The following is an 18,369-nucleotide window of genomic DNA, read 5'->3' on the forward strand; positions in this document are numbered from 1 at the left end:
GATGCACGCACTGATTGCCGCCGCGCTCGACCGCAGCCGTACCACCCTGCTGATCCTGCTGTTCCTGCTATGCGGGGGGCTGCTGGCCTACGTCGCCATGCCCAAGGAGTCCAACCCCGACGTCACCATTCCGATGATCTACGTGTCGGTGACCCTGGAAGGCATCAGCCCGGAAGATGGCGACCGCCTGCTGGTACGCCCGCTGGAACAGGAGCTGCGCAGCCTCGAAGGGGTCAAGGAGATGAGCTCGGTCTCCAGCGAGGGCCACTCCTCCGTCACCCTGGAATTCGACGCGGGCTTCGACGCCAAGGTGGCACTGGCCGACGTCCGCGAGAAAGTCGACACCGCACGCAGCAAGCTGCCCGACGAGGCCGACGAGCCGACCGTGACCGAGGTCAACGTGGCCCTGTTCCCGGTGCTCTCGGTGGGCCTGTCCGGGCCGATCGCCGAGACCGAGCTGGTGTACATCGCCCGGCGCCTGAAAGAGAACATCGAAGGCATCGGCGAGGTGCTCTCGGTGACCATCGGCGGCGACCGCGAGGACCTGATGGAAATCGTCGTCGACCCGCAGGTGCTCGACAGCTATGGCATCGACTACAACGAACTGTTCAACCTGGTCAGCCGCAACAACCGCCTGGTCGCCGCCGGCAGCCTGGACACCGGTGCCGGGCGCATGAGCATGAAGGTTCCGGGCGTCATCGAGGACCTCGAAGACGTCATGAACATGCCGATCAAGGTGGTCGGCGACAGCGTGGTGACCTTCGCCGATGTCGCCACCATTCGCCGCACCTTCAAGGACCCCACCGGCTTCGCCCGGATCAACGGCCAGCCGGCCATCGTGCTGGAGGTGGCCAAACGCAGCGGCGCCAACATCCTCGCCACCATCGATCAGGTCAAGGCGCTGATGGAGCAGGCCAAACCCCTGCTGCCACCCGGCGTGGAAGTCAGCTACATCATGGACCAGTCGCAGGAAGTGCAGAACATGCTCGGCGACCTGCTCAACAACGTGCTGACCGCCATCGTCCTGGTACTGATCCTGGTGGTGGCGAGCATGGGCATGCGCTCGGCACTGCTGGTGGGGCTGACCATTCCCGGTGCGTTTCTCAGCGGCATCCTGCTGATCTGGATGCTCGGTTTCACCCTCAACATCGTCGTGCTGTTCAGTCTGATCCTGGTGGCCGGCATGCTGGTCGACGGCGCCATCGTGGTCTCCGAACTGGCCGACCGCTACCTGCAGCAGGGCCAGTCGCCGCGCCAGGCCTGGGCCAATGCCGCCACGCGCATGGCCTGGCCGGTGATCGCCTCCACCGCCACCACCCTGGTGGTGTTCCTGCCGCTGCTGTTCTGGCCCGGCGTAGTCGGCCAGTTCATGAAGTACCTGCCCGCCACGGTGATCATCTGCCTGCTCGCCTCGCTGGCCATGGCCCTGGTGTTCCTGCCGGTGCTCGGCGCCGTCAGCGGCGGCAAGGCGCGGCCACAGGCGACGACCAGCAACCGCGCCGGCACGGCCTATCGCCATCTGCTGGCGACGCTGCTCAAGCGCCCCGGCCTGACGCTCCTCGGCATGCTCGCGCTGATCGCCCTCATCTATATCGGCTACGGTCGCTTCAACCATGGCGTGGAGTTCTTCCCGGAGGTCGAGCCGGAAAGCGCGCAGATCTGGCTGCGTGCCCGTGGCGACCTGTCGATCCAGGAGAAGGACGCCCTGCTCAGGCAGGTCGAGAAGCAGGTGCTGGGCATGCGCGAGGTCAAGGCGCTGTATGCCCGCTCCCTGGCGCAACCGGAAGGTCAGCTGGGCGCCGACGTGATCGGCACCCTGCAGTTCCAGTTCGTCGACTGGCACCAGCGGCGCCCGGCCAAGGACATCCTCGCCGAAATGAGCCAGCGCACCGCCGGCATTCCCGGCGTGGTGCTGGAGTTCCGCAAGCAGGAGGAAGGCCCCACCGACGGCAAGCCGGTCAAGCTGCAGATCAGCACCCTGGACACGGCCCTGACCGAACAATGGGTCGAGCGCATTCGCGGCGAGATGCAGAAGCTCGGGGGTTTCGTCGATATCGAAGATGACCGCGCCCTGCCCGGCATCGAGTGGCGGATCAAGGTCGACCGCGAGGCCGCGGCCCGCTTCGGCGCCGATGTACTGAGCGTCGGCAACGCGGTGCAGATGATCACCAACGGCCTGAAGCTGGCAACCTACCGCCCAGAAGACGCCACCGACGAAGTCGACATCCGCGTGCGCCTGCCCAACAACTGGCGCTCGCTCGATCAGCTTGGCCGCCTGACGCTGAACACGGCAGCCGGCCAGGTCCCGCTGAGCAACTTCGTCGACCTGCAGCCCGCGCCCAAGGTCGGTACCCTGCGCCGCGTGGATGGTGATCGCACCATCACCCTGCAGGCCGACCTGGCCGACGGCGCACGCCTGGACGAACGCCTCAAGGCCCTGCGTAAGGCGCTGGGCGAGGTGCCGGCCGAGGTCAAGGTGAAGTTCACCGGCGAGGATGCCGACCAGCAGGAGGCGGCCACCTTCCTGATGACCGCGTTCCTGGTCGCCATCTTCCTCATGGCGATCATCCTGGTGACCCAGTTCAACAGCCTCTACCAGGCGGCCCTGGTGCTTTCCGCGATCGTCCTGTCGACCGCCGGGGTGCTGATCGGCCTGCTGGTCAATGGCCAGTCGTTCGGCATCGTCATGGTCGGCATGGGCCTGATCGCCCTGGCTGGTATCGTGGTGAACAACAACATCATCCTCATCGACACCTACAACCAGCTGCGCCGGCAGGGCCTGGCCCCACGCGAGGCCGCGCTGGAGACCGGCAGCCTGCGCCTGCGCCCGGTGCTGCTCACCGCCGTGACCACCATCCTCGGCCTGATGCCGATGGTGCTCAGCATCAACGTCGACCTGCTCACGCCGAGCCTCGGCTTCGGCGCCCCGTCGACCCAATGGTGGACGCAGCTGTCCAGCGCCATCGCCGGCGGCCTGGCGTTCGCCACGGTCCTGACGCTGCTGCTGACGCCTTGCCTGCTGGTGCTCGGCGCGCGTTTCGAGCGGCGTCCGCCGCCACTGGAGACCTACGACACCGACCTGCTCGACCTGCCGGAACACCTCGTCGCCAGCAAACCCGGCAAGGCCAGACTGCAACGCAGCGACTGAGGCCAGACGCGCAGGCGCTGTCGGCACCAGGCCACTCCACTGCATGGCGAAACGCCAGACTTCGCCTAGGCTGATCGATACGACAGCTCAAGGGCGGGAAAGGAAAGCTGGCAAGGACGCTTTTTTTCGCCACCGCTGCAACGCGAGCGCCCCGCAGAAACGACAAAGCCCTCCAGGAGAGGGCTTTGTTTTGCCTGCAGATCCGGCGATCTGCAGGCCACGCAACTGAAAACCGAGCTAACGAAGTGTATGGGGTCGGCATCCTGCCTGTTGGCCACTTCGTTAGCCCGGTGACCGGAGAGTAGTCCAGACGGTGGCACTGTGCCAAGCCTGAATTTCCGGCATTGCCTCACAGAACGCGGAGGCCGGGTATCTCAATGACCCAGTGCAACACCTGAGGCACAGTCAATCGACTGCTGCCAGCCCACCCGGACAGGAACAAGGTCTCTGGATGGAAAATGCAGGTAGAGCCCCGAAAGGACGACGTCTCCCCCGATTTGAGTAGCGCCAAGCTTTAGAGTCCAATCCCAGTACCCAGGAGATTGGACATGAAGAAGCGCTTCACTGAAGAGCAAATCATTGGCTTCCTGCGCGAAGCCGAGGCCGGACTGCCGATCAAGGAGCTGTGTCGTCGGCACGGCTTTTCAGAGGCCAGCTACTACCTTTGGCGCAGCAAGTTCGGCGGGATGAGCGTGTCGGATGCCAAGCGCCTGAAGGAGTTGGAAAGCGAAAACGCCCGACTGAAGAAAATGCTCGCCGAATCGATGCTGGAAATCGAAGTTACCCGCGAGGCGTTGCGAAAAAAGTGGTGAGCGCACCCTCCCGTCGAGAGCTGGTGCGCCACATGACGGCACGTGGCTTGAGTGAGCGTCGGGCGCTTCAGGTGATCCGCATGAGCGCCAGTGCATTGCGCTACCAGCCGAGACCGGATCGCAACCAGAGCCTACGTGAGCGCATTGTGGCCCTAGCGCATCGGCATCGTCGCTATGGCGCCGCGATGATCTATTTAAAGCTGCGCCAGGCTGGCGAAGTGGTTAACCACAAGCGGGTGGAGCGGCTGTATGCCGAAGCCCGCTTGCAGGTGAAACGACGTAAGCGCAAGAAGATCCCGATTGCGGATCGACAACCGCTGGGACGGCCACGTGCAGCTAACCAGGTCTGGTCGATGGACTTTGTGTTTGACCGCACGGCTGAAGGGCGTGTCATCAAGAGCCTGACTGTAGTGGATGACGCCACCCATGAGGCTGTTGCCATCGTGCCGGAGCGAGCCATAGGCGGGCACTCGTTGACGCGCATTTTGGATCGCCTGGCCATGTCACGCGGGCTGCCCAAAGCCATCCGCACGAACAATGGCAAGGAGTTCTGTGGTCGCGCCATGCTGACCTGGGCTTATCAGCGTGGTGTGAAGTTGTTCCTGATTGAGCCAGGAAAACCCAATCAAAACGCCTACATCGAATCGTTTAATGGACGCTTTCGTGATGAGTGCTTGAACGAGCACTGGTTCACCAGCCTGCCGCACGCCAAGGTAGTGATTGAGTCCTGGCGACGGGAATACAACGAAGAGCGACCGAAGAAAGGACTTGGAGGATTAACCCCATCCGCCTATGCCGAGCAACTGGCCTCAAAAGCCATTACATTGATTCAGGACTCTAACGCCAGCTGCTACTGAAGACGGGGAGACGTCGCTTCCACATCAGCGCTGCCATACAGGCTCTTGATCTCTGCTAGATAGCGCTGCACCTCAGGACGCGAGGCTAGGTGCTTACGGGATACGTCTTGGATGGCCTTATCTGCGCCGACGCTTAGCAAGACCATGAAGTAGATGCCCGCTGCGACAATCAGCTTTCTCCAGCTTGGTTTCAGCGTTTTCAGGAACATCCTTTCCCCTTCTGTTTCGCTGCGACTCTCGACACTTCTTCGACACCTTGCATGCCGCAGATAGCAAAAGCCCCCGAAACTCTAGGAATTTCAGGGGCTCAAGCTTGAGATATGGCGGGAAGATAGGGACTCTCAGAATATTACCCTAAACGCCAGAAATCACGGTACTTTCTGGCCTGAAAGCGAAAGAATGGTATAAAAGGATGGTATAAATCGCTCTACCATTCTCCCTAGGCGCCTGACGTGGCAGACAACATTTTTCAGAACAAGGGCAAACCAACATGGTACGTCCGCCTCGACATTCCCAAAGACGTTAGGCAGGCATTCGGCGATCGAACAGTGCTAAAGGCCAGCCTAAAAACTGGGCTGCGGTCAGAGGCAATGGCACGCAGGCTGCCCTATCTGGCCAAGTGGAAAGCCGAGATTGAGGATGCCAGACAGGCTAAGGCAGGCAAAGGGGATGAGTGGCGTTTAGCGCAGCACACGGCGGGTCTGGACATTGCAGCACGCCGGACAGCAGCGATTAACAGGCTCTACACACCCGCCTTACCTGATAGCACTCCTGCAGACTTCTCTTGGTTCTTGCAGCTTCCTGACCTAATTAAGGAGCTTTGGGAGCAGGGAGAGGCGCAGATTGCTGAGAGATTCACTACTTATGCCAAAAGCTATGTAGCTTTCCTTGAGAGGGGTGGTAGCGAAGGCGAAGCCATCGCATTACATCAACAATTCCTTGAAATTCTTCAAGAGCTTGAGGCGGCATCAACTGCACAGGACTACTTGCTTTCAGAGAAAGAACGCCAAGAAGCCGTTGCCATCGTGAAAAACCCAGCACTGTACAAGCCTCGTTCACCCATCACTAAAAGTATGATTGAGGGTTGGCATAAGCACCTTGCCACGCAGATTAAAACCCAGAAAACGGTTGATACCAACATCTCCCGAATCAAGAGAATTTCCGACCATTTGAATGTCACAGGCCACGCCTTGACCTTTGAGACAATCCATAACTTTCTTAACTCTTTGTCGGCATCGCGTAAAACTCAGACCAATTACTTGTGGACGGGGCGTAGCTTCTGGCACTGGGCAATGAAGTACAACGAAGCTTTCAGAAATCAATTCAAGGGACAGCCGTGCCCCTTCGATGACCACGACCTACCCCGCACAGGCCCACTAGCCCCCATCGAGCGCCAAGCCTTCACTAAAGAGCAAGTGCAGGAACTGCATCAGGTAGCGGTTGAGAAAAAAGACACTCCACTTTCTCACCTGATTCAGTTCGGTGCGTACACAGGGGCAAGACTTGAGGAAATTGGCAGGATACGGCCAGAAGATACGATTTTCGACGCAAGCGGGGAACCTATCGGTTTCAAGATTTATGAGAGTAAAACGGAGGCTGGTATCAGGGAGTGCCCACTGCACCCTGACCTAGTATCACTGTTCAAAAAGCTCTCCAGTAATGCCAGCAATAACGATGGTTTCTTATTCCCAGGTGGCGAAAATAAATATGGGAATCGGCTTGATCCGCTTTCCAAGAGGTTCGGCAGGCTAAAGACAGCACTGAATTATGGAAAGGATCACACCTTTCATAGTCTGCGACATACGTTCACTACACTGCTACATCAAGCAGGTGTCGGCGTGGAACTCATCAGCTATCTGGATGGCCACACAAACGCATCTTTCACACTGTCTCGCTATAGCAAAGGGCCAACTCTTGCCCAGAAGCGGGAGGCCGTCTCTCTCCTATCATTTGACTTCAACTAAACCACAATAATAGATTGAAGTCAGCACAGCAAATATGGTATAATCGGGGCTTCTGCAGAAATACTTAAACAGCAACTTTCTACAGGCGTCTAAAAATCAGGCCCCCAAGAAAAAGTTTGACTTTTATTGTGAAATAGCTGTCTAACCTATTGACAAATTCAACTTTCTATGCGAAGATGTTAATATAGTGAGAGAAGAAATACATTTCTCTGCTTCTGCCTTTGCTTCCTTATTTTATCATATTTGAAAAATACCCGACTCCTTGTCGGCTTTTGCGTTTCTAAAGCTTCAGACAGCCAGTCTGGAACCTCCTGACTAATCCTGCTCACAATTCCTCTAAGTTATAAATGAGCGTTTTAGTCATTAGCCCGTTCGCTTCCTCCTCTTTCTTTGCGTGGTTGCTAACGGGTTTCTTTTTACCTAAACATCCTTATTCTTGAATTTAATCCAGTACCAAAGGAGGTACACCCTTGTCTATCGTAAAAGTTGAAATTCACCGAAAAGTTATTCGCAATTGCTTATGGTGCAGTTCACCAATGGACACCCTACGGTCTTCAAAGAAAATCTGTAGTGATAGCTGCTATAACCAACTTAGCTACCATAACAGGAAGTTCTATAAAAATCTGAGCAGCAAAGATTTTATTACCTTCCTTGAGGGCCTGATTAAACAAGGCTCTCATATTAGTCCCAATCACCCTCTATCCAAAGAAAAAGGAGAGCCACAGTGCCCCGATGCTGCGTAATTTGCGGAACAGAGATTGAAGGCCGCAGCAATAAAATCCTTTGTAGTAACGCCTGCACTATCAAACTCCACAGGGCACGAAAGAAGGCTCTTGCTGAGTTCAAGACTCTACTTCTTGGTACTATCGACACCGAAGAAATCCGAGAACTAGAGACCCTGGCCTTGAGGCTAGCGAATACAACTCAACATAACCAGTCGGCATGTAGTAACTGAACATCTCATCCTAGAGGACTGTAAATATGAGAGCACACCTAAACGACCGAGCATCCAAGGAATTACTTGAAATCATGCGGCTACTTGGCGAGACAAGCACATCTCACACTTTGAACATTCTTATCAGTCAAATGCACAAGCAAATCAAATACACCCATCTATGTGAGGTAGACCTTAATGACCAACGCAGTACACAAGACCAATAACAACACCAGTGCAATTGAAGCCGTAAAATCTCGCTTTGTTCGCATCCCAAGCAATAATACCTATCCGCGCTTTCGTGACCTAATCACTAACATTGATCAAAGTGATGCCGGCATCCTTGCTGATTTTTATCGCAAGTGCGGTGGTAGTGAGCATGACTCCGTATACCTACTGGCTTGTCTTCCTTGGGCTTACGGTGAAGGCTTCAAACCTAATGCGGCTCCTATTCTCGATGGGGGTCTGATCAATCTATGGCAGCCTTCGAAGATTCAGCCATCTGGAGTTAAGGTTACAAAAGAGCAAGTGGCTCCCTTTGTTGAGTTTCTTGAACGTTGGTTCCCTGATCAGTTGGAGCGCCACTATTTTGGCTGGTGGTTGTCGCACACTGTACGCAAACCGGAAGAGCGAATTATTGCAACTCCCGTGCTCCGATCAGACCATGGCGTAGGCAAAGGATTCTTAGTCGAGACTCTGCTTTCTGGTCTATTAGGTAGGTCGTCGGTAGCTGTTTGCGGGCTAAAAGATGTTGTAGGCGATTTTAACGATGTTATTGAGTCCAAGACGCTACTTTTGATTGATGAGGTTTACAAAAGCAAGAAGAGCACTACAGACGCATTGAAGAGCTTCCAAGGCAACGCAACGATTCCGCTACATCGTAAACACAAGCCAACCATTACCATCGACAATTACCTTAATTTTATTGTCACCAGTAACGATCATTTGCCGCTGGTATTAGAGAAAGGTGATCGCCGTTTCTGGATTCCCGCTTTTATCCGTCACAGAGAATCTGTAACAGAGACAGCATCATTCTTGAACGATACGTTTAAGCCTTGGTTATTGGCTGGTGGTTTTCAGTTGGTAAGGGATTATCTGGAACAGATCGACCTGTCAAAGCATCGTCCAACAGATGCACCACCGATGACTGTAAGTAAACAGGAGCTAATGGGCTTCTCTACCACTGACAAACTGGAAGACGTGTTATCCGCTGTAGTAGAGGCCAATTCGGTACTAACTGTTAAGTGGGTGAAGCAGAAGTATGCAGACGAATTTGAGCATGGGCTTTCGGAAATGGCGATTGCCAATGCTCTATTGAAAATGGGATGCATACAGCGAAAAACCAAACACCAGCGGTACTACATCACTTCATTTGGTTTTGAGTCTGGCATCACTTTAACATCGACAGCGAAAGAACTTGAAGAGGCTATGCCGAGCACATCGTTTTAGGTGACAGCTAAGTAGACAGGTAGACACCTAGGTAGACACCCATGCAGATTAGCTGTCTACCCTGAGAAGCCCAGTATATGCGGCTCTTGGAGACAGGTAGACAGGGTGACACCTCTTCATCATCTTTTTCTAATTAGTTTAGGTCACACGCGAAAGCAACAAAGCGAAGCGACTTCGCTTGAGAGTGTGACAGAACTGCTTGTGAGCGTCAGCGAATAAGTAGTTCTGATAGAGGCGAAGCCGTAACACACGTGGCTCTTCCCGCCTTTCAAAGCGCAGCAACAACTCAACCATTAATAAAATAACCAATCCCACTTTAAAGAATTTGGGTTTACGGGCATCTATCGCCCATAACAAGAGGGAATAAATAATGAAACCAGATACAAAATGTCTTCTACCCCCAGACCTGAAATCAGAGCTAATGCACCTCGTGATGCAACGTCATGCACAAGCCCTGATTGAAGAGCAAGAAGAAGCAAATGCACAGATAGCAAAGCAAGATGCATTTAAGCCTATCGTTAAAGCAGCACCCCTAACAAAAGGCCCACTCTCCGAACACCGAAAAGCTATTCGTGATCTTTTTCGTAATCTTTAAACACTAACCATACAACAACAGAGGAACAACCACAATGACTAACAAAACCACTATCAGCGGCGCTCCACGTGAATACAGCCAAGCAGAACTAGCTCAGCTTCAAGAGCAACGCAAGACTCTATATCAACACGCGGAGAACTATATTCATGTTCAGGCTGACCTAAGCTACGACTTTCTTATGGCAGTGATTGAGAAGGAAAAAGAAGGTTTTGTTCTGTGTCCAAAGGCTCATATTAATATGGTGCCCCTGGCATTTAGAGCACGGATGATTAAGCCCGAAGAGGTGCAGGAAGCTGAGCTGGCTGTAGTTTATGAACAAGTCAAAGAGGACTATATCGAAGCTCTGAAAAAAGAGCGTGCGGAATACAAGAAGCTTCTTGTGCTCCAGTTAGAAGAAGCTGAAATGGAGAAGGAGCGTAAGCGTCAGGAACAGGCTAAAGCTAAGAAACTGGCTGACTTTCAGCAACAAGCTGAAGAATGTTTCGGGGAACTCATCATTCCTGAATAACAGACAGCTAAACAAATGAAAAGGGGCTTTTGTATGCTACAGATACAAGCCCCTTATGCGCTCAAACACTGATTATACTTGGCTCTATGCTAGTTAGTGGTTAAGCACCAAATCTGCTCATTTAACTTTTCCAAATAACATTTAACGCTTTATATCCATGGTATTCCTGTAACTCCTCCATTGTGGGATGGGTCTCTTTACTCCAGTTTTTAGGATAGATAAAAGTTTTGGGGAGCGCCTTGTTTAAAAGAGTCACCTTATCCAGCTTGGTAGTTGAAGCTCCATCTAGTTGTTTTTGCTCGCCGCGAAAGCTGTAGACCAATGTATACTCAAACACTGCTAACATCCTTGATTTAAAAGCTGGAGGCGCCGGACTCAATATTTTTCTTGTCAAGCTCGATCGACTTATTCAACATGCCTGCATCACTAAATACAATAAGAGACCTATCTATTTTATTGTATCTCTCGTAGGCAGTAATTAAAGTTTTTTCACCATGCCACTCCATGGTCTTGGCCGGTAGTTCGGCTCCGCCATATGTTTGCACCGCCCCGCCTATTATTTTCATTGGCTTACCATACCGTTCGATCAACATCTGAGAAAACTCAGGGAAATCTCCGTGGTGAATATCGAAGTGAATCGACTTAACCTTCCCTTCAAACAAAAATACGTTGCCCGTTATTCTCAGAGTTTTCCAAGGTAACCCATCTATTCTCTGCACACCCAAACTATCATCAGAATAAAGGCAGGTAGCTTTAGGCAAGGCGTAGCCGTTGCTCGCACTTGGTTCAATGCAGGCGGGAAGTTTGGAGTCAGCCGCCGGTACTCCTAGTTTAATTCCAATAACGGATCGTGGCTCCTGAGGCCAGTTGTATTTTTTCCGTTCTATTGGATCTGCAAATGATGAAATGCTCACAAGTAGAGACAATACAGATAAAATTACGTTTGATGCTGACATATAGTGACATTCCTTTGGTTTTTATGAATTCAAGCTTTAACTATAACTTTCAGTCGGAAAAATACGGGTTGATATAAAACCCACCCTGATCAAAGCTCAGGCGGTAAGCACGGGGTCTGCCTGTTCAGGTGTGAGTTTCGATGTAGCACAGCCGGTTAGCGCCAGCAGTGCCAGTAGAGCTAAAGGTGATAGCTTCATAGTGAGTCCCTTCGAGGATGTCAGAGCGCCAGCATAGCAGCAGGCCTGCGCAAGGAACCATCAAGGATCGTATGAGCGCAGCCCTAATTAACAGAATCTTATTTTGTTAATTAGCCAGCCTTTGAAAACGTTGACTTCAAGCTCTCTAAGCGCTAATCTCCCTCTGTAAGAATTTTATGTTAATTAGATATCGCAGCAGATTCAGGGGTGCACCATGCAGCTAGTCGAAGCAGTCAAAACTCAAGCCGAGGTTCAGCAGATCACCCACAAGCTCACTCTGAACGCTCGTGGCAATACTCTGTACGCTGACCTTTGGAATTTTGGTTTGCAGGTGGCGCTACGTATCACAGACCTGCTCACCATCACCTATGAGGAGGCCCTAAGCGGGCGTGTGGTGCTCAAGGAAGGCAAGACCGGCAAAACCCGATCTATCGAGCTGAACAGCAAGGCGCAGGAGATCGTTAAGGCGCGCCGCGCTGCACACCCTCACCACACCTACCTGTTTGAGGTAGAGAGCAACAGGGCCAGCGGCAAGCCTGTTAGTCGGGTAGCCGTAGCGGTAGCGTTCAAGGCCGTAGGTGACGAACTGGGTATTAGCCTTGGTACTCACTCAATGCGGAAAACCCGTGGATGGCTGATGCACTCCGCTGGCGTGAGCATCGAGAAGATTTGCCGAGTGCTGAACCACTCAAGCCCAGCTATCACAATGGCTTACATCGGCCTCACGCAAGCCGAGATTGACGCCACCTACCATGAGTTTGTGATTTAACGACAGTTCGCATACAGCGCCCCGGCCTCATAGCTGGGGCCTTCCTTTGTCGGATTTGTCGAATCTTGGCTATTGCCACCACCCCACCAGCGCGGCAGGTTCGGCGGTCTTCCTATCGAGCGGGGATTTTCGGGCTAGGAGCGAGGAAATTTGAACGCTTTTCCGACTATCAAGAGTGGGGCAAGGGTGGTAAACAAGGATGGTATAATCGGAAAAGAAAAAGCCCCGTAAACCATTAATTTACAGGGCTTTTCTATATATGGCGGGAAGATAGGGATTTGAACCCTAGGTGCCATTGCTGACACAACGGATTTCGAATCCGTCCCGTTCGACCACTCCGGCATCTTCCCAAGCGGCGCGAATCATAACAGCTCAATGCGCTTTGGCGAAGCTAATTTTGAAAATTTTTCTTGTTCTATCAGTCGCTTGTAAAAAACAGGCGCCTCCGGTGCTGCCGGTGGCGCCTGTCTGGGTGGTCAGGCGGTCAGGCGCGTCAGCGCCTCGCGGTACTTGTCCGCCGTCTTCTGCGCCACGTCCGCCGGCACGGCCGGGGCCGGGGGTTGTTTGTTCCAGCCGGTGGACTCCAGCCAGTCGCGGACGAACTGCTTGTCGAAGCTGGGCGGGTTCTTGCCTTCGACATAGCTGTCGGCCGGCCAGAAGCGGCTGGAGTCGGGCGTCAGCACTTCGTCCATCAGGGTCAGAGTGCCGTCTTCATCGAGACCGAATTCGAACTTGGTGTCGGCGATGATGATGCCACGGGTGGCCGCGTACTCGACCGCAGCGCTGTACAGGGCAATGGCCGTGTCACGTACCTTGGCCGCCAGTTCGGCACCGATGATGGCTTCGCACTGCTGGAAGCTGATGTTATCGTCATGGTCGCCGACGGCGGCCTTGGTCGAGGGGGTGAAGATCGGCTGCGGCAGCTTGGCCGCTTCCTTCAGTCCAGCCGGCAGGGCGATGCCGCAGACGGTGCCGCTCTTCTGGTACTCCTTCCAGCCGGAACCGACGATGTAGCCACGCACGATGGCCTCGACGGCAACCGGCTTGAGGCGCTTGGCGACGACGGCACGGCCTTCGACCAGGGGCAGTTCGGCCGCCGTCACGACGTCCTCGACCTTGTCGCCGGTGAAGTGGTTGGGCACCACGCCGGCCAGCTTGTCGAACCAGAAGTTGGAGATGGCGGTGAGGATCTTGCCCTTCTCCGGGATCGGTTGTTCGAGGATCACGTCGAATGCCGACAGACGATCGGTGGCCACCATCAGCATGCGCTTGTCGTCGATTTCGTAGAGGTCGCGGACCTTGCCCGAGTAGATCTTCTTCAGGCTCAGGGTGGTAGGTGTGCTCATGTCGGCATTTCCGTTCGTGGCAAACAAAACAGGCGAAACCCTTTAGGATTTCGCCCATCGATTGGAGGCTGAGGCAGCTGCTGCCTGGATCAGCCGAGGTTGTCCTGAATCAGGCTCAGCACGCGGCGCGATACATCGGCCGGGGCGATGGTGTTGAGGTCCTTCTCCACCGTGACCTGCACGCTATCGCCCACCGGGGTCAGGCGAACCTGATAGCGCTCGGCGCGCGCCTCGATCTCTTCCTTGCTCGGCTCGCTGCCGAACAGACGACCGAAGAAACCGGGCTTCTCTTCATTGACCTGGGCACCTTCGGCCAGGTTGATGTAGTACAGGCCAAGGCTGCGGTTGAGGTCGTCGACACGCACGTCACCCAGCTCCAGCGAGCGGCCGACACCCGACCAGGCGCGGTCGAAGTCGGCGCCGAGGTTCAGCACCGGGTTGCCGTTGCCGTCTTCGCTCAGGCTGACGCGGCTGGGGGCATCGAAGTCGCGAGCGGCGAGCAGCGAGACGGAACCGCCCTGCTCCACGCCACGCGCCATGCTCACCAGCATTTCGTCGAGCAGTGCCGCTTCCAGGCTGGCATTGCCACTGCGCTCGGCGAAAGCGACATCGGCACTGCTGCCGGCCGGACGCTCGGCGCTGGTGACGAAGACTTCACTGGTGTTGCGCTGCACACCCGGCTCGATGCGCACACGTACGCGCGTCTCGGCATCCGGTGCGACACCGGACACGCGGCTGCTCAGGCGACGCGCCATGGTGCTGGAAAGCTCGTCGAAACGCTGCCAGGAGGTGGTGAATTCACCGACCTGCGGGCGCTCGCTGGCGATACGGAAGCCATTGTCCTCGAAGAACTGACGGGCCAGCGGCCAGACTTCGGCCGGCACGCGCTGGGCAACCACCCAACGCGAGTCGCCGCTGCGCTGCAGGCTGAACTCACGCTCGTCGCCGCGCACCTGCAGGGGCTGAGGACGCGGCACCTCGAATTCGCGGGACGTCGAGTTGCTGGTGGCGACCTGGGCAGGCACCGGCAGCAGCGGGTCGAGACGCTTGGCCTGGACATCGGCCGGCAGTTGCATCGGTGCGGTCTGACGCGCTTCCAGGTAGTCGCTACCGCGATCACGGAAGTAGCCATCTTCACCCCAGAGCCAGCCACAACCGCTGGTGCTGGAGACGATCAGAGCAAGGGCGGAAAATCCGGCCAGTCGCTTCATGCGTAGAATTCCTCGATTAAGCCAATACGCCGCACTGGCGCATGGCCTGGCGCAGCGGTTCGTGACAGCGCGGGCTGAGCCAGGTCAGCGGCAGGCGAATACCTTCGTCCATCAGGCCCATTTCGTGCAGCGCCCACTTCACCGGAATCGGGTTGGATTCGAGGAACAGGGCCTTGTGCAGGGGCATCAGGCGGTCGTTGATGGCACGGGCGATGGCCGCCTCGCCACGCATGGCAGCGGCGCACAGGTCGCTCATGGCGCGCGGCGCGACGTTGGCGGTGACGGAGATGTTGCCCTTGCCGCCCAGCAGCATCAGCTCGACAGCGGTGGCGTCGTCGCCCGAATAGACGAGGAAGTCCTTGCCGACGCGGCTCAGCACGTCCTGGGCACGCTGCAGGTCGCCGGTGGCTTCCTTGATGCCGATGATGTTGTCGATCTTCGACAGGCGCTCGACGGTCTCCGGCAGCATGTCGCAGACGGTGCGGCCCGGCACGTTGTAGAGAATCTGCGGGATGGCCACGGCTTCGGCGATATGGCGGAAGTGCAGGTACAGGCCTTCCTGGGTCGGCTTGTTGTAGTACGGGGTGACCAGCAGAGCGGCATCGGCGCCAACGTCCTTGGCCGCACGGGTCAGCTCGACCGACTCACGGGTGGAGTTGCCACCGGTGCCGGCGATGACCGGGATACGGCCAGCGACCTGGTCGACCACGCGCCTGATCACTTCGACGTGCTCACCCACGTCCAGCGTGGCGGACTCACCGGTGGTGCCGACCGCGACGATGGCATTGGTACCCTCTTGCAGGTGGAAATCCACCAGTTTGCTCAGGGCCGCCCAATCCAGATCACCCTGCGCGTCCATGGGCGTGACCAGTGCCACCATACTGCCCGCAATCATGCAACTGCTCCTGCCGGAAAAATTGAGCCGTAATGGTACTGGTGCCACCAGTCCGGCACAAGCAACGGACAAGGGCATATCCGCTCCCGACTTGGGGCGACGAGGGTGGCGGCGCCATTCCCCTCGGCGGTGCTTTTCGCTAACCTGCTCTCTTTGGTCTGCGGCGTCTCGTGCGCGGACCGTTCATCGCTTTAGGAAGGCTGCATGTCCACCCCCCCCGTTCGCGAACAATTCCTCGTTATCAGCGCTCTCGGCCGTGATGCCATGGCCCTGACCAACCTGCTCAGCCGCACCAGCCACGAGAACCGCTGTGCGGTGATCAGCACCCGCCTGAGCCGCCATGGAGAGTTCAGCGCCCTGGTGCTGCAGGTGTCCGGCAGCTGGGACGCCCTAGCGCGCCTGGAGTCGAGCCTGCCGCTGCTGGCCAAGAAGCACGACTTCTCGGTCAACCTGATCCGCAGCGCCGCTGCCGACGCTCGCCCGCAGGCGCTGCCCTACGTCGCCTACGTCAGCGCCGTGTACCGCCCGGACATCCTCAACGAACTGTGCCAGTTCTTCATCGACCACCGCGTGGAGCTGGAGAACCTCACCTGCGATACCTACCAGGCACCACAGACCGGCGGCACCATGCTCAACGCCACGCTGACGGTGACGCTGCCGGCAGGCACCCAGATCAGCTGGCTGCGTGATCAGTTCCTCGATTTCGCCGACGCCCTGAACCTGGACGCGCTGATCGAACCCTGGCGCCCGCAGAACCCATGACGATTCGCCGCTCGTCGGCGCTGCGCCAGTAGCCACAACGGCGGCCTGCTCATCAGGCCCCGCCGTCTGCCGCGCGAGATTATCGACCGCCTCTATTGAAGGAGTTCCCATGACCGTAGCCATCGACCAAGCCGTTGCCGACTTCCAGGCCGAAGCCACCAGCGGCCAGCAGGTGAAGCTGTCTGACCTCAAGGGCCAGCAGGTCGTGCTGTACTTCTACCCGAAGGACGCCACGCCCGGCTGCACCACCGAGGGCCTGGACTTCCGCGCGCGCTTCGAACAGTTCCAGGCCGCCAACACGCTGATCTTCGGCGTGTCGATGGACAGCCTGAAGAAGCACGAGAGCTTCAAGTGCAAGCAGGATTTCCCCTTCGAGCTGATCAGCGACGAGGAGCACGCCCTGTGCGACCTGTTCGGCGTGTACCAGCTGAAGAAGAACTACGGCAAGGAGTACATGGGCATCGTGCGCAGCACCTTTCTCATCGACAAGGATGGCGTACTGCGCGAGGAATGGCGCAACGTCAAGGTTGCCGGCCATGTCGACAAAGTGCTGGCCGCCGCGCAGGAACTGCACAAGCGCTGAGACCGGGCACGCCTGCTGTAGGCGCGGCTTCAGCCGCGAATGCCGAGCCCCGTACCAGCGGGGACCGAGTATGAAAAAGGCCGCATTCGCGGCCTTTTTCGTTTGACGGGGAAATCGCTCCAGTCATGCGCCTGTTTCGCGGCTGAAGCCGCGCCTACCGGGTGATTCGCCCGAGGAGCCTGAGGCGGCAGGAGCGAATTCATTTGCGATGCGCCCCAGGCGCACACCGCTGGTCGCGGATGCCCCCTAACGCGGCCCCAGCACTAGCGTGCCAGACACAGAGCAAAGACCGCTAGCTCCTGCGACAAGCCCTCTCAGGCCTGTGCAGACTCCAGCTCGGTACGCGGCCAGGCGTTGATCACCGCCTTGAACAGCGTGGCCAGCGGAATGGCGAAGAACACGCCCCAGAATCCCCACAGGCCGCCGAACAGCAGCACCGCGCAGATGATCGCCACCGGGTGCAGGTTGACCGCCTCGGAGAACAGCAACGGCACCAGCACATTGCCGTCGAGGGCCTGGATGATGCCGTAGACCACCATCAGGTAAATGAACTGGTCGCTCCAGCCCCACTGGAACAGGCCGATCAGCGCCACCGGCACCGTCACCACGACCGCGCCGATATAAGGCACCACCACCGACAGGCCAACCAGCAGCGCCAGCAGCGCCGCGTAGTTCAGCCCCAGGTAGGCGAACGCGATGTAGGTGACCACGCCACAGATGATGATCTCGATGAACTTGCCACGGATGTAGTTGGCGATCTGCTGGTTCATCTCCTGCGCGACCTGGCTGATCAGCGCCCGCTCGCGCGGCAGGTAGCCACGGAACCACTGGCCGATCTGCTCGCGGTCCTTGAGGAAGAAGAACACCAGGATCGGCACCAGCACCAGGTAGATCATCACGCTGACCAGCATCGGCAGGCTGGACAGCGAGAACGACAGCGCCCATTGGCCGAACTTGCCGGCCTCGCCCCGCATGCTGGTGATCAGCTGCACGATCTGCGCGTCGGTGATCAGGTTCGGGTAGCGCTCCGGCAGCAGCAGGAATACCGACTGCCATTCGGCCGCCATGCGCGGCAGCTCGTTGAACAGGGTGCTGAGCTGCTGCCACAGCAACGGCATCAGCACCAGCATGAACACCGCCAGGCAGCCCATGAACAGGGTGAACACCAGCCACACGGCGAGCACTTGCGGCACCCGCATGCGCTCCAGGCCGTTGACCATGCCCTGCATCAGGAAGGCCAGCACCAGGCCGGTCAGCACCGGCGCGAGCATCCCGCCCAGGGTCAGCACCACGGCGAACCCCAGCACCAGCAGCACGGCCAGCACCACGGCCTGCTCGTCGGAGAAGTAGCGGTGCAGCCAGTCGCGTATAACCTTGACCAT

At 56.8% G+C, this 18,369-nt stretch carries 15 protein-coding genes and 1 tRNA gene; 9 read left to right on the forward strand and 7 right to left on the reverse strand.

Going from position 1 to position 18,369, the window contains the following annotated elements; genetic code table 11:
- The first annotated feature begins 1 nt into the window (after position 1).
- Positions 2-3,148, forward strand: coding sequence for an efflux RND transporter permease subunit (locus tag JLK41_RS16570; protein WP_047584316.1), 3,147 nt, complete (start codon positions 2-4; stop codon positions 3,146-3,148).
- Positions 3,149-3,696: 548 nt separating this feature from the next.
- Positions 3,697-4,817, forward strand: a protein-coding gene (locus JLK41_RS16575; RefSeq protein ID WP_210389110.1) for an IS3 family transposase whose coding sequence is annotated in 2 segments (ribosomal slippage) — positions 3,697-3,955 and positions 3,955-4,817 — 1,122 coding nt in all. Because the reading frame shifts where the segments join, the coding sequence is not laid out codon by codon here.
- Here JLK41_RS16575 and JLK41_RS16580 read toward each other — a convergent pair.
- Positions 4,811-5,026: a hypothetical protein gene (locus tag JLK41_RS16580; protein WP_210389390.1), complete on the reverse strand. Its 216-nt coding sequence runs from the start codon at positions 5,024-5,026 to the stop codon at positions 4,811-4,813. The genes JLK41_RS16575 and JLK41_RS16580 overlap by 7 nt on opposite strands.
- A gap of 243 nt (positions 5,027-5,269) precedes the next feature.
- Here JLK41_RS16580 and JLK41_RS16585 point away from each other — a divergent pair, with 243 nt between their 5' ends.
- The 4 genes from JLK41_RS16585 (at position 5,270) to JLK41_RS16605 (ending at position 10,267) form a co-directional block, all read left to right on the forward strand.
- Positions 5,270-6,781, forward strand: a complete 1,512-nt coding sequence (locus tag JLK41_RS16585; RefSeq protein WP_210389391.1) for a tyrosine-type recombinase/integrase — start codon at positions 5,270-5,272, stop codon at positions 6,779-6,781.
- 1,132 nt (positions 6,782-7,913) lie between these two features.
- A complete protein-coding gene (locus JLK41_RS16595; protein WP_210389393.1) occupies positions 7,914-9,164 on the forward strand; it encodes a primase-helicase family protein in 1,251 nt (416 codons plus the stop codon).
- A 370-nt stretch (positions 9,165-9,534) separates the two neighbouring features.
- The gene (locus tag JLK41_RS16600) at positions 9,535-9,759 is read left to right on the forward strand and encodes a hypothetical protein (protein WP_210389394.1); all 225 of its coding nucleotides are present in this window, start codon (positions 9,535-9,537) and stop codon (positions 9,757-9,759) included.
- Between the two features lie 34 nt (positions 9,760-9,793).
- Complete coding sequence (locus JLK41_RS16605) at positions 9,794-10,267, forward strand: hypothetical protein (RefSeq protein ID WP_210389395.1); 474 nt, start codon at positions 9,794-9,796, stop codon at positions 10,265-10,267.
- A gap of 353 nt (positions 10,268-10,620) precedes the next feature.
- Here JLK41_RS16605 and JLK41_RS16610 read toward each other — a convergent pair whose 3' ends face one another.
- Positions 10,621-11,223 carry a hypothetical protein gene (locus JLK41_RS16610; protein WP_210389396.1) on the reverse strand — a complete coding sequence of 201 codons (603 nt, stop codon included), beginning with the start codon at positions 11,221-11,223 and terminating at the stop codon, positions 10,621-10,623.
- A 412-nt stretch (positions 11,224-11,635) separates the two neighbouring features.
- Here JLK41_RS16610 and JLK41_RS16615 point away from each other — a divergent pair, with 412 nt between their 5' ends.
- Entirely contained in the window at positions 11,636-12,190 is a 555-nt protein-coding gene (locus tag JLK41_RS16615; RefSeq protein ID WP_210389397.1) for a tyrosine-type recombinase/integrase, read from the forward strand.
- 260 nt (positions 12,191-12,450) lie between these two features.
- Here JLK41_RS16615 and JLK41_RS16620 read toward each other — a convergent pair.
- The 4 genes from JLK41_RS16620 to dapA all read right to left on the reverse strand — a co-directional run bounded on the left by JLK41_RS16620 (position 12,451) and on the right by dapA (position 15,642).
- A tRNA-Ser gene (locus JLK41_RS16620) sits at positions 12,451-12,540 on the reverse strand.
- Between the two features lie 126 nt (positions 12,541-12,666).
- The gene (locus JLK41_RS16625) at positions 12,667-13,536 is read right to left on the reverse strand and encodes a phosphoribosylaminoimidazolesuccinocarboxamide synthase (RefSeq protein WP_210389398.1); all 870 of its coding nucleotides are present in this window, start codon (positions 13,534-13,536) and stop codon (positions 12,667-12,669) included.
- Between the two features lie 89 nt (positions 13,537-13,625).
- Positions 13,626-14,747, reverse strand: coding sequence for an outer membrane protein assembly factor BamC (gene bamC, locus JLK41_RS16630; protein WP_047589934.1), 1,122 nt, complete (start codon positions 14,745-14,747; stop codon positions 13,626-13,628).
- Positions 14,748-14,763: 16 nt separating this feature from the next.
- On the reverse strand, positions 14,764-15,642 hold the full coding sequence (dapA, locus tag JLK41_RS16635; RefSeq protein WP_210389399.1) for a 4-hydroxy-tetrahydrodipicolinate synthase: 879 nt from the start codon (positions 15,640-15,642) through the stop codon (positions 14,764-14,766).
- 204 nt (positions 15,643-15,846) lie between these two features.
- Here dapA and JLK41_RS16640 point away from each other — a divergent pair, with 204 nt between their 5' ends.
- Together JLK41_RS16640 and JLK41_RS16645 are read left to right on the forward strand one after the other, a co-directional pair.
- On the forward strand, positions 15,847-16,404 hold the full coding sequence (locus JLK41_RS16640) for a glycine cleavage system transcriptional repressor (RefSeq protein ID WP_037057423.1): 558 nt from the start codon (positions 15,847-15,849) through the stop codon (positions 16,402-16,404).
- Positions 16,405-16,513: 109 nt separating this feature from the next.
- Positions 16,514-16,987 (forward strand): peroxiredoxin, encoded by a 474-nt coding sequence (locus tag JLK41_RS16645; protein WP_210389400.1) that lies wholly within the window; start codon positions 16,514-16,516, stop codon positions 16,985-16,987.
- A 314-nt stretch (positions 16,988-17,301) separates the two neighbouring features.
- Here the strand turns inward: JLK41_RS16645 and JLK41_RS16650 are convergent, their stop codons facing one another.
- Complete coding sequence (locus JLK41_RS16650) at positions 17,302-18,369, reverse strand: AI-2E family transporter (RefSeq protein WP_037057428.1); 1,068 nt, start codon at positions 18,367-18,369, stop codon at positions 17,302-17,304.

Source organism: Ectopseudomonas khazarica, from assembly GCF_017915135.1.
Taxonomy (GTDB): Bacteria; Pseudomonadota; Gammaproteobacteria; order Pseudomonadales; family Pseudomonadaceae; genus Aquipseudomonas; species Aquipseudomonas khazarica.

Excerpts from the sequence above, each read along its gene's own strand:
- bamC (WP_047589934.1), bottom strand. The coding sequence starts at position 14,747 with ATGAAGCGACTGGCCGGATTTTCCGCCCTTGCTCTGATCGTCTCCAGC.
- JLK41_RS16650 (WP_037057428.1), bottom strand. The coding sequence starts at position 18,369 with ATGGTCAAGGTTATACGCGACTGGCTGCACCGCTACTTCTCCGACGAG.
- JLK41_RS16610 (WP_210389396.1), bottom strand. The coding sequence starts at position 11,223 with ATGTCAGCATCAAACGTAATTTTATCTGTATTGTCTCTACTTGTGAGC.
- JLK41_RS16570 (WP_047584316.1), top strand. The coding sequence starts at position 2 with ATGCACGCACTGATTGCCGCCGCGCTCGACCGCAGCCGTACCACCCTG.
- JLK41_RS16600 (WP_210389394.1), top strand. The coding sequence starts at position 9,535 with ATGAAACCAGATACAAAATGTCTTCTACCCCCAGACCTGAAATCAGAG.
- JLK41_RS16615 (WP_210389397.1), top strand. The coding sequence starts at position 11,636 with ATGCAGCTAGTCGAAGCAGTCAAAACTCAAGCCGAGGTTCAGCAGATC.
- JLK41_RS16605 (WP_210389395.1), top strand. The coding sequence starts at position 9,794 with ATGACTAACAAAACCACTATCAGCGGCGCTCCACGTGAATACAGCCAA.
- JLK41_RS16595 (WP_210389393.1), top strand. The coding sequence starts at position 7,914 with ATGACCAACGCAGTACACAAGACCAATAACAACACCAGTGCAATTGAA.
- JLK41_RS16645 (WP_210389400.1), top strand. The coding sequence starts at position 16,514 with ATGACCGTAGCCATCGACCAAGCCGTTGCCGACTTCCAGGCCGAAGCC.
- JLK41_RS16640 (WP_037057423.1), top strand. The coding sequence starts at position 15,847 with ATGTCCACCCCCCCCGTTCGCGAACAATTCCTCGTTATCAGCGCTCTC.
- JLK41_RS16580 (WP_210389390.1), bottom strand. The coding sequence starts at position 5,026 with ATGTTCCTGAAAACGCTGAAACCAAGCTGGAGAAAGCTGATTGTCGCA.
- JLK41_RS16625 (WP_210389398.1), bottom strand. The coding sequence starts at position 13,536 with ATGAGCACACCTACCACCCTGAGCCTGAAGAAGATCTACTCGGGCAAG.
- dapA (WP_210389399.1), bottom strand. The coding sequence starts at position 15,642 with ATGATTGCGGGCAGTATGGTGGCACTGGTCACGCCCATGGACGCGCAG.